Source organism: Gemmatimonas aurantiaca, from assembly GCF_037190085.1.
Lineage (GTDB): Bacteria > Gemmatimonadota > Gemmatimonadetes > Gemmatimonadales > Gemmatimonadaceae > Gemmatimonas > Gemmatimonas aurantiaca_A.
Genome location: NZ_JBBCJO010000012.1, coordinates 215,284 through 227,251 on the forward strand (window position 1 = coordinate 215,284; position 11,968 = coordinate 227,251).

The 11,968-nt window shown below is 65.3% G+C and carries 6 protein-coding genes; 2 read left to right on the forward strand and 4 right to left on the reverse strand.

Features of this window, described 5'->3' with window-relative positions; translation table 11 throughout:
* Positions 1-19: 19 nt before the first annotated feature.
* Entirely contained in the window at positions 20-2,311 is a 2,292-nt protein-coding gene (locus WG208_RS15635; RefSeq protein WP_337172308.1) for a TonB-dependent receptor, read from the reverse strand.
* Between the two features lie 100 nt (positions 2,312-2,411).
* On the reverse strand, positions 2,412-2,774 hold the full coding sequence (locus WG208_RS15640) for a hypothetical protein (protein ID WP_337172309.1): 363 nt from the start codon (positions 2,772-2,774) through the stop codon (positions 2,412-2,414).
* A gap of 395 nt (positions 2,775-3,169) precedes the next feature.
* On the opposite strand from WG208_RS15640, the gene pckA reads away from it, so the two are divergent.
* Positions 3,170-4,789 carry a phosphoenolpyruvate carboxykinase (ATP) gene (gene pckA, locus WG208_RS15645; RefSeq protein WP_337172310.1) on the forward strand — a complete coding sequence of 540 codons (1,620 nt, stop codon included), beginning with the start codon at positions 3,170-3,172 and terminating at the stop codon, positions 4,787-4,789.
* Positions 4,790-4,913: 124 nt separating this feature from the next.
* Here pckA and WG208_RS15650 read toward each other — a convergent pair whose 3' ends face one another.
* The gene (locus WG208_RS15650) at positions 4,914-6,572 is read right to left on the reverse strand and encodes a hypothetical protein (RefSeq protein ID WP_337172311.1); all 1,659 of its coding nucleotides are present in this window, start codon (positions 6,570-6,572) and stop codon (positions 4,914-4,916) included.
* A gap of 29 nt (positions 6,573-6,601) precedes the next feature.
* Positions 6,602-10,312, reverse strand: a complete 3,711-nt coding sequence (locus WG208_RS15655) for a carboxypeptidase-like regulatory domain-containing protein (RefSeq protein WP_337172312.1) — start codon at positions 10,310-10,312, stop codon at positions 6,602-6,604.
* Between the two features lie 299 nt (positions 10,313-10,611).
* Between WG208_RS15655 and WG208_RS15660 the strand changes: the two genes are divergently transcribed.
* Positions 10,612-11,898, forward strand: coding sequence for an HD domain-containing protein (locus WG208_RS15660; RefSeq protein WP_337172313.1), 1,287 nt, complete (start codon positions 10,612-10,614; stop codon positions 11,896-11,898).
* Positions 11,899-11,968: the final 70 nt, after the last annotated feature.

Here is an 11,968-nt window from a genome sequence, read left to right on the forward strand (position 1 = left end):
ATCCTTCGGTCAAGGACCTTCAGTACAGCAGCTTGTACACCAGCGCGATGTTGCGGCCCGGGTTGTATGCGAACCGCTTGATGCGGCTGGTGGCATCGCGGTACTGCTCGTCGAGCGCATTGTCCACGCGCAGCGTCACCGAATGCACCTGACGGCCCGCCACCGTGAACAACCAGCCAGCGGACAGATCCAGCAATGTGTAGGCCCCGGTTGGCACATCCAGACCGTCGTCGAGGACGCGGTTCTGCGCGAATACGCGGCGCACATCACCACCCACGGACATGCGGCCGTTGTCGTAGCGCAACGAAGCGCCGATACGGCCGGCCGGAATGTACGGCAGGACATCGTCGCTGCCACGAATGGAGGCGCGGGTGTAGTCACCCATGAATCCGCCCACCAGGTGATGCACCAGCTTCGACTCCACCTGGGCTTCCACGCCCGCGAGCACCGCGTTGCGTCCTTCGAACGTCACGGAGGGCACCTCCTCTCCGTCGACCTCCTTCGGCTCCGCCAACGCAACCGGCGTGATGTAGTCGTCGATGCGGTTGTAGTACCCGTTGAGTTGCGCGAAGACCCGCGGCGATTGGGCGCGCAGCCCTGCTTCGAGTCCGGTGCTGCGTTCGGCCTCGAGATTCGGGTTGCCCACATCGTAGGTACCGACCGCCGCATGGAATCCGTCGGCATACAGCTCTTCCACCGCCGGCGCGCGGAAGCCGCGCGACACGTTCCCCGACAACGACACCCCGTCGGTGACCGGTATGCTCAGACCAACCGATGCGGCCACATTGTCGAAGTCCCGCGTCCGTGGGGCCCCGAACCGTTCGGCCTCTTCACCGGGACGTGTATCGATCGTGAAGCGGTCGTAGCGTGCCCCCAGTTGCAGGCGCGGTGCGTGCTCCGCATCGGGATTGCCGGACAGCGAAAACTCCTGGAACACGAAGGCCGCCAGATTCTTGTTGTCGGCCGCAGGCGTGAAGGCTTCCTCACCGACCGGTGTGTACTGCCGGAAGATCCCCTGCACACCCACCGCACCATTCACACGACCGGCTCGCGTGCGCGCCACGAGATTGGTGGTCTGCGTGTTGAGACTGAAGCGCGTACCGACCCCGCCGTCCTCCTCGATCTCGGCGTGCCGATAACTCTGCACCGTCTGATCGAGGCGGATGGACGACAGCCCGATGCGTCCGGTGTTGAGGGTGCCCTGGAACGAACCCGCACGACGCACCCCGTCGATACGGACCGCCTCTTCCTCGGGATCGTGCGGCAGGCCGTATTCAAAGTCCATCTGCCGGTACACACCGCCCAGCGAGAGCTTCGGGCCCACGTACCCACCACCCACGGTGAACTGCTGCGTGTCACCGTTGGTGTTGGGTTGCTTGTCTCCACCACCGACGCGCATGTCGCTGAAGTTGCGCAGCCCCCCGCGCGCAGTGAGCGCGAACCGTGAGGAGATCGGCAGGGTGAGCCCCACGCCCGCCACCCCACCCGGCGTGGCCGACTCGCCCTGCCCCATGATGTATCCTGAGGCCTTCGACGGAATGTTCGTGGGGATGTCCGCCGAGATGACGTTCACCACACCACCCAGGGCGTTGTTGCCGTACAGCAGCGAAGCCGGACCGCGGATGACTTCGATGCGTTCGGCACTGCTGGGATCGACGGCATTCATGTGATCCGCCGCCGCGGACGAGAGATCGCCCGTGCGCTCGCCGTCCTGCAGCACGAGCACGCGCTCGCCGGTGAGTCCGCGGATCACCGGCGTGGCAGCCATCGGTCCGTTGAAACGGGAGGCCATGCCCGGTTCCTTGGCAAGCGTCTGTCCGATGGACGTACTCAACGCCCGCTGCAATTCCTTGCCGCCCAACTGTACCGTAGCCTGCGTGACGTCGAGCGGATCGCTGCCGGTAGGGGTGGCGGTGACGTTGACACTGCTGAGTCGCACGGTGGCCACGCGCATCACAATGGCCACCCGCACTTCTCCAGTGGAGGGGACGGTCACGACCTGATGCGCACTGGCATACCCGATGCGTACGAGGTCGAGATGATACGTCCCCGCGGGCAGCCCCTGCAGCAGGAACTCGCCCCGCTCGTCGGTGAGTGCCGAACGATTGCTGCCGGACGCCACCACCTGCACGTTGGCCAGCGGGGCGCCTGAGGAATCCTTGACGACACCGATCACCGACGCGTTCTGCGCAGCGAGGGTCGTGCCGACGGTGAACTGGGCGAGAATGCCCAGCAGGAACGCGAAGAAAGCCATGCGGGACGGCGCCAATACGCGCCGACCTTCCGCACGACGGAAGAACGAACGAACCATGAGTGGGTCCACCTGAAGCGACGGAGTGAACGGTCTGTCATCGGTTCTCCCGATGCACACACCGAGGCGCTGGCAGGCGACACGCCCGACAGCGAAGAGTTCAGCTCAGTGCAGCGGGTGGTGCGCGGCTCGCCTTGCCCGTGGCGGCGCGGACTTCGCGCGGAAGCTCGGGCGCCCGGGGCGGCACATAGCCACAGCGTCGCTCCGGCGGCACCATCTGGTGCGTCGCCGGTCTCGCCATGGGCGTGGTGGCAATGGCACACAACACACAGTCGTGCGCGTGCACGACGACACAGCCACTCCCGGTTTCCGATTCGATATGCGCATACGCGACCCGACGATCGAGGCTCAGGCTATCCGCGATGGCTGCCGTGGCCGGTGCAAGCACCTGCAGGCAGGCCAGCACGAACAGCAATCGCCGCAACAGCGGGAAGCGTTCGAATATCCTCGGGGTCTGCGTCATCACTACTAACGTTGCGGAATGGGGCGGCTCACGCAATGCTCACGTCGTGCTCACGAGGTGGGCATGGAATGCCTGCGTGGCGCTCGCGCAGTGCACCCATACACCCGATCGGCCGCTTTGATCGGCGCTTCGAGAAGGCGCTTCGAGAAGGCTCTTCGGTCCATCCCCTCCAATTCACCCGCCCGGCGCGCTTGAGCACGGCCTGTTGCTTCGACATGTTTCGACCTTCGGTTCAAGCTCGCCCCGAACGTGAACCGAAAATCCGGATACGACGTCCGCGTCGTGTTCACTGTTCTCTATCGTCGATACCCGTTCGGCAACCCGTTGCGGTGACGTGGCCGCGCTCCTCCAGCGTGGCGATCGCACTGCTGTCCGCTTTCCGTGAGGTTTGCATCATGGCGACGCAGCTCTCCCCGTCTGCTCCCGTTCGCGAGAGTGCCGGTGGCCTTGCGCCACAGGGCATCACGCCCAAAGGCACCGTGCATTGGAATTTCGTCGCTCCCGAGTTGATCGAGGCAGCGATCCGTCGCCAGGAAGGAACGCTCGCGGACATGGGGCCTTTCGTCGCCGTGACCTCGCCCCACACCGGCCGCTCGCCCAACGACAAATTCGTGGTCAAAGAGCCCGGCAGTGAGGCCGATGTCGATTGGGGAAAAGTCAATCAGCCCTTCTCGCCGGAACACTGGGCCACGTTGAAAGCCGATGTGCAGCAGTACCTGAATGGTCTCGATGAATTGTTCGTGCAGGATCTCTATTGCGGCGCCGATCCCTCCTCGCGCCTGAGCGTGCGCTACATCCTGCCCAACGCGTGGCACGCGGCGTTCGTGCGCAACATGTTCATCCGCCCGGCCCTCGAAGAACTGGCGACGTTCGCGCCCAACTTCACCGTTTATCACGCACCCGAGTTGCAGGCGGATCCGGCCCGTCATGGCACGCGGACCGGCACGTTCATCGTGCTCAATCTCGCCGAGCGCACCATCCTGATCGGCGGCACGCGATACGCCGGTGAGCTCAAGAAGGCGATGTTCACGGTCATGAACTACCTGCTGCCCAGGCAGGGCGTGCTCTCCATGCACTGCTCGGCCAACATCGGCCCCGCGGGTGACACGGCGCTCTTCTTCGGTCTCTCGGGCACGGGCAAGACCACGCTGTCCGCCGATCCCGAGCGGGGCCTCATCGGCGACGACGAACATGGCTGGTCGCCTGAAGGCACGTTCAACTTCGAGGGCGGCTGCTACGCCAAGGCCATCAATCTGTCGGCCGAAGGGGAGCCCGACATCTACGCGACCACGCAGATGTTCGGCACGATTCTCGAGAATGTCGTGCTGAACCAGCCGTCGCGCACGGTGGACTTCGCGAACCAGAGCATCACCGAGAACACGCGCGCGTCCTACCCGCTGCCGTACATCAAGAACCATGTGCCCAGCGGCCGCGGCGGTCACCCCAAAAACGTCGTGTTCCTCACGGCCGATGCCTTCGGCGTATTGCCCCCGATCGCGAAGCTCACACCCGAGCAGGCGATGTATTATTTCCTGTCGGGCTACACGGCCAAGGTGGCCGGCACCGAGCGTGGCGTGACCGAACCGCAGGCCACGTTCTCGGCCTGCTTCGGCGCGGTGTTCCTCGTATGGCACCCCACCAAGTACGCCGAGATGCTGGGCGAGTTGCTCAAGCAGCATGGCTCGCAGGTGTGGCTGGTGAACACGGGCTGGAGCGGCGGCGCCTATGGCGTGGGCAAGCGCATGAAGCTCTCGCACACGCGCGCCATGGTGCGGGCCGCGCTCGATGGCTCGCTGGCCGGTGCGTCGTTCGGAACGGACCCGATCTTCGGGCTCCACATTCCGCAGGCCGTCGAAGGCGTGCCGAGCGACGTGCTCGACCCGCGTCGCACCTGGGCCGACGGCGCCGCGTACGATGCGCAGGCCAGCAAACTGGCCGGCATGTTCCGTGAGAACATCAAGAAGTTCGGCGATGCGGTGTCGCCGGCCATTCTTGGCGCGGGCCCGAAGGGCTGACCAGCATCTCTCCCGATGTAGGAGGATGCACGCAGGATGAACGAAGCGCCCCCGCACTTCCGGTGCGGGGGCGCTTTGTCGTGATATGCAGGGTGAGGAACCGGACTCGTGGTTCCTCGGCGTCTTACTGCACCTTCACCGACTCGAGATAGACGTCACGTCCTTCGCGCGCCTGAAGATACAGTACGCCATTGGGGCCGAACCCGACGATCTGCCGGCCACCGGGGAGCTTCACGCGCTGAACCAACTTGCCCTCGGGGCTGATCACGTCGTACACGAGCGGTGGTGTGTTGGCCATGGGGAGCAGACCCATCAACCCCTGCGGGCCCTGTCCTCCCTGCGCCGGTCGGCCATTGGCACCGGGCGCACCAGCCGCCCCCGGAGCGCTCGCACCCGTGGCGCCTCCCGGCGGGCCACCCGGTCCACCAGGCCCCATTCCGGGGCCCATGCCACGTCCACCCATCATGGTCTGCGCCAACTGCGCGGAGAGATTCGAGGTGGACGGCACCACCCATAGATTGCCTTCGTTGTCGGCGATGCTCGACCCCTGCCGGATGGGCGGGAAGTAGTCGGGCAACTTGTCGGCACCGATGGGCTCGATGTGCATGCGGAACCCACCGCCGCCACCGGCACCGGCGCGCTCCGATGCGGCCTTGGCCAGCGTCTGCAGCGAGTCGACCATCTTGGTCTTCTCTTCGTCGCTGATGTGCTTCCAGTCGAACGGCAGTTTGTCCGACGCCACGTGGGATCCATCGGGACGATAGTAGTCCACGTGATAGTCGAGCACGCGCATGACGGCCACCGTTCCATCAGCGAGCAGCGCCCAGTCGTCGGCCTGCGGAAGCGGATTGATCTTCAGCGTGATACGCGTCGAACCATCCTCACCCCGCGTCATCTGCGTTTCGTTCTTCGGCACCTTCACGAAGGTGACCGTGTCGGCCTTGCGCGTGTCGAAATCGACACGAACGATGGGCACGGAGTCCGGCTGATTGCCGGGGTTGAAGCCACGGCCGCCAGGGCCATTGCCGCCCTGACCGCCCTGTCCGCCACCCCCGCCAAACCCACCACCAAAACCGCCGCCACCGCCCGGTGGACCACCAAATCCGCCGCCACCGCCACCCGGCGGGCCGCCGAATCCGCCACCACCACCGCCGCCGCGATTGTTGTTGTTGTTACCGCCACGATTGCGCTGGTCGTTGCCGTTGCCGAACATCACGCCCGCACCAGGGCCGCCACCCATGCCACCCTGCCGGTAGTAGAGCCGACCCTTGGCATCGAAGGCATGCGATGCCAGCGGCGTGTTGGCGAGGGTATTGATGTCGTTCGGTCGCGGCGACGCCATCACGCGCAGCGTACGTCCCCGTGGATCGAGCGCCACCAGCGACATGGTGGAGGCATCGACCACGATGGTGGTATCACCCAGGTACGCCATCAATCCGAGAGGCCGCTGTCCGTACGGCATCAGCCCACCGGGCGCCGTATCGGCCACGACGACCGGGCTACCGAGTGATGCGTCGAACTTGAGCAGGCGACGACGCTGCGTGTCGTTCACGAACAGCGAACCGTCGGACAGCACGCGCACGGAATTCACGCCGCCGAGCGGCTGCGTGGAGCGCGCCACCACCGCGGAGACGTCGCGCACGGGCACATTGGGCTGCGCCGCCGCCGGCGTCGGCTCCTGCGTGTGGGCAACGGCAGGCACCAGCGCGGCCAGGAGCACACCGACACTGCTCCAGCGGGCCAGGCGCCTGGCAACCGATGCATCGATCATGATAGTCTGCATGGAAGGGATTCTCGTCTGGTCAGCGGGGATCACCGGCCACCACCGAAGCCACCGCCTCCGCCGAAGCGGTTGTCGCCGCTGCTGCCGGAACGGAGCCCCTGGAGATTGCGCTTGTCCATGAAGGACACGAGCGCCGTCGGAAGAATGCGCACCTGTTCTTCAGTCAGCATCCGGCGGATGCCCGGCGCCACGGCAATGAGCAGATCCACCGACGCCTCACGCGCCTGACGGTAGCGGCCGTACGCATCGGAGTGGCTGTAGCGATCCGGCAGGTCGGCGAGGAAACGCGCCACCGGCGTCCAGATGCTGTCGCTCTTGAGCACGTACCACCGATTCAGCGTGGCCAGACTGTCGGCCTGCTTGCGCGTGAGCTTGAGCGTATCCGCCTGCAGCAGGAGCTGCTGCATCGGATTGATGAGGCCCACACTCGCCGTGTTGCGCAGCTGCTGGAGCGAGGGCTTGTTGCCCGGGCGCGTGCGGCCCCGATCGAGCTGCTGCAGCAACTGCTGCTGTTCGCGCGTGGGACCGACGTCGAAGTTCATCGAGAGCGTGATCGAGGTCGGGTTGGCGCGCTGCGTGGTCTGCTGCGGACGCGTCGAGCCAAAGCGCTCGTTGACTTCGTACTTGAAGGTGTTGGTGACCGGATCGAAGCCGCGCACGAAGAGCAGCGCGCCGTTGTTGCCCGGGTTCGGCGTCGCGCCCCAGCCCTTCAGGCCGTCTTCGCCATTGATGAGGCGATCGAGGCCATTGAGCGGGTTGGCGACCTGGAGCCGCAGGCTGGCGCGCTGCGGCAGCCCCAGCTTCAGGGAATTGAAGGAGATGTTCAGGTTCCCCGTCATCTGCCACGGGCCCGTGCACGAATTGCGACCGGCGAACTGCCCCATCTGACTGCGCAGGCACTCCACCGCCTCGCGCGTGCCGTTGGCGAGGAAGTTCTCGAGACCGGCCTTGAGAGCCGGATCGGTGACCGTCGCGGGATCGTAGATGAACGCGCGATCGTTGTTGTAGCTGTCGCCGTTGATGTCCTGATTGATCGTCGGCGTGTAGTTCACACCCGAGCGGAAGTTGCCGTTCCAGGAGATGCGGATGGCATCGAAGGCGTTGTAGCTGAACGAATACTGGATCTGATGGCGCGAGAAGAACGTGCCCTTCGACCACTCGATGCCCTTCGGCACGCCCGCGGTGCTGTTGAAACCGAGGAACTGCTCACGCGTATCGGCCAGCACATACGACAGGCTCCAGCCCCACTTGGAGTTGAACACCATCGGACGCAGGCTGAACGTGAGCTGCTTGCTTTCGGACTGCAGATCGGAGGTCTGCGCCGTCACGCGGCCGTAGGAATCGACGAGGCGCGCCTGACGCCATGCCACCTGCCCCGTGGTCGGCACGATGGCCTCCGGCGTCACGAAGATCGGCCGGTTCAGCTCATTGCCCAGCGTGAACTGCTGGAGGCCGGGGAAGTTCAGATCGATGCCCCCCTGCTGATGCTGGTTGCGCGACATCGTCCCGTCGACGGAGAACATCGCGCGATTGCCCAGCACCGCACCCTGCCAGCCGAGATTGCCTCGGATGGAGCGCTGTGCCTTGTACTCGGGTGTGAAGAGCACGACGTTGGGCGCGCTGTTCGAGAACACCGACCCGTTGGTGCCGTCGGCACAGGTGCGCGGGATGTTGTTCACATCGGCGGCATACGACTGCCAGTCGGGCACCGGCGTGGCGTCGCCCACACAACTGAGCTGCTGCAGACCACTGGGCAGCCCCGTGTTGTCGATGGCATTGGAGATCAGCTGCGTGCCGGGGGTGTTCTGGAACACACCGACACCACCGCGGATGACCGCGCGCGGCGCGCGCACCATGCCCGGCAGGAGCGTCATCTGCTTGTCCTGCCCGACTGTCCACGAGAAGCCCAGACGCGGGCTCACGTAGAAGCGGTTGGGCACCTGCGCATTGTCGAGTTCGAACTTCGCCAGGACGTCGGGATTGGTTTCCGGACCCATGTTGTAGCGGTTGCCGTCGACCCGGACTCCGTACTGGACCTGGAGATCATTGATGGGGCGCCAGGCATCACCGAGTGACATCGCGCCGACGATCTGGCTGCCGGTGCGCGTGCGCGGTGAGAGCAGCCGCGTGAAGGATGCGGGCCGGTTGCCCTGCAGATCCTCGAGCGAGTTGTAGGAGAAGCTCCCGTACTCGTTGAAGTTGAAGAGATTCGAGAACTGATCGCGGCGCAGCTCGGTGGTGAGCTTCACCCGGTGGCGATTGTCGCTCGAGAACCAGGAGAGGGTATTGTTGCCCGCGAACGACGACGACGCGCTGCCGTTGTTCATGGCCTGGGCGCCACCGAACTGCAGCGTGTTCACCGACGCGGATCCATCGGCGAGCTGTGAATTCACGCGCACGGAACCGGACGGCAGCACGAGGAACGGATCGGCGTCGTTGCGGCTGGTGGTGTACCCGACCGTGGTCTCGGTGAAGATCCCCTTCCATCCGAGCATGCCGCTCTGCCGCAGCTGCACGGCCCCGCCCCAATTGGTGCGTTCACCATCGCGCGTGGGAGCCATGAGACCACCCCCACCGAATCCGCCGCCGCCAAAGCCGAAACCGCCACCGAATCCGCCGCCGCCACCCACCGGCGACGTGCGATTGAAATTACCGGAGAGGGTCAGCGCGTACGTGTTGCCACGCGACGAATTCTGCGGCACGTAGTCGAAGCTCGACAGGAACGAGACCCGGTTGTTGATGCGCTGCGGCGAGTAGCCATCGACCGTGACCGGCACATGCGCGCCCCCGAGAATATCGAGCAGGCGGCTCACCGAGTCGGAAGAGACACCCGCCGTCTGGAATCCGATGTCGCTCGTGCTGAGCAGCGTCTGGAAATCCTGCAGACGGCGATCGAACTGGAACGACGAGTTGTAGAACGCCCGATCCGGCTTGATGGGACCGGAGGCACCGCCGCCGAACGACATGTTCGTGTACTGCTGACCGGTGGCAATGCCCACCCGGTCGGCCCACTGCATGGGCGGCGCGATGAAGTTGGAGCTGAGCGAGCGGCGCACGTAGTTGGATCCCGAGCGGGTCCGCACCTGCAACTGCCCACCCGAAAAACCGCCCCGCGACACATCGTACGGCGAGGTGGACAGCGACGTCATCACGCTCGCGTCACGCGGCAACTGGGAATCCCCGAAGTTCAGACCATTGAGCTGGGTGTTGTTCTGGTCACCCCCGAGTCCGAACACCGAGAACGCGTCTGACGCGCCGTCGGCGCCGAGCAGCAGTTGCACGCCCGGGATGGCCGATGCCATCGCCGCCAGGTCGCCCAGCTGATCGACGTTGAGGAAACCGGCCGCCTCATCGGCAACCGACTTCTCGGTGCCGCTGACGTCGGAGACCGTGTCGCTGCGGGAGACCGCGGCACGTTCGGTGACGGTCACGGCGTCGAGCGTGATGGCCGCCGGCGCCAGCCGTGCATCCGCGATGAGAATTTCCTGATCGGCCGTGCGCTTCACCTGGTACCGTCGCGGAGACAGACCGATGCCGGAGAAGGTCACCCAGTAGTCCCCTTCGCCGCCGGGGAACGAGATGGTGTAACGTCCGTTACGATCGGTACGGGCCGTGCGGCTGACATTGCCACTGAGTGTCGTGGCAGTCACGAGCACTCCCTGGATGGCCAGCGTATCGGTGCCGGTCACCCGACCGCGGATGATGTCGATCTGTTGGGCAAACGCTGTGGCACTGCTCACGAGAAGCAGGGTCAACGCGCCAATCAGTTTTCGGAAAAAAGGCGTGGTAGTGGTCACGACGCTTAGACGGAGGGCTTCGGCATTTGTTAACGGCACACGCACATCGGGAGGAGCGATTGGCCGTGCCTGCGCGGTCACAGAAATGACCGCATATAACCCGCATGTATGCGGTCGTGACGCATTTCGTTGGACCCCACGAGGGGCGTTTCGTCCCCCGTGCCGAGCTGCACGAACGAGGGACGAACCCGTTCCGTACGATGAAATGACGCCCGGGAGCTGGGATCGCTCTATTTTTCGGGATGGAAATTCTGCGCGATCCGCTCTGGAACAACATCCGGCTCGACCCGTTGGCGCTGGCATTGCTGGAAACGCCCGTCCTGCAGCGGCTGCGGTATGTACGGCAGTTGGGGCTGGCCTTCCTCGTCTACCCGGGCGCCACACATTCCCGTTTCGAGCATGCGTTGGGTGCCTGGCATCTGGCGGGGCTGGCGCTGCGTTTGCTCGAGGAGCGCGGGGCGCTCACGCAGATCACGGTCCGGGAGCAACAGATCGTCCGGGCCGCGGCGCTGTTGCACGATGTGGGGCACTACCCGTTCTCCCATGCGCTCGAGGAGATCGGGGTCACCGATCATGAAGAGGTCGCGCGGCCGCTCATCACGGCGGGCGTCGTGGGCGACATCCTCCGCCAGGCCCTCGGTCCCGACGCGCCCGACGAGGTCTTTGCGCTCATCACCGGTCAGAGTCGCAGTCCGCTGCAGGGGCTGATTTCCGGCTCCATCGATCTCGACAAGATCGAATACCTCAAGCGCGACGCCACGATGTGCGGAGTGCCGTACGGCGAAATCGACGTGGACCGGCTGCTCAATTCCCTGGTGGTGGTCGAGCCCCCCGATCAGGCAGGCATGGGCATCGGCGTCCACGAGAAGGGGCTGTCGGCGCTGGAGTCCCTGCTCTTCGCCAAGTACCAGATGTATCGCAATGTGTACTGGCATCATGCCGTGCGGAGCGCGACGGCGATGTACAAGCGTCTGGTGGCGGTGGCCATCGACACGGGAGCGGTGGCGACCGACCGTGTGTCGCGATTCACCGACGAGGAACTGCTGGTACATCTCGACACACCGGCGCTGGTTCCGGAGGCCCGCGCCATGCTCGACGGGCTGCGCGTGCGGCGCCTGCACAAGCGGGCCTTCGAATGCCCCGCCGCCACGCTGGGCGAGGACCTGGGCGAATGGATCGCCACCGACTATCGACTCACCCGGCAGGTGGAGGACGCCATCGCGCGGGAACTCGACCTGCTCCCGGGCGCGGTTCTGCTGGACTACCCCGCAAAGACCCAGATGCTCGGCGTGGACATCCCGATGCTGCGGCGGGACGGACGTGTGGTGCACCTCACCGCGGAGGGCTTCGAAGGGGCGCTCAATCTGCCCCGGTTGAGCGATGAGCTGTACCAGAGCGCGCGGCGACTGCGGGTCTTCACGGCCGGCCGGACGCCGGTTCCGGAAGCGGAGGTTCTGCGGGTCCTGCGGATGGGCGCCGGGGAGCTGCGGGAGAGGCTTGGTACGGGAGGCCGGGTGCTAGGGGGGTAACGGGTTTCCCGTCCCCGTAGTTCCAGCTCCCGTAGTTCCAGCTCCCGTAGTTCCAGCTCCCGTAGTTCCA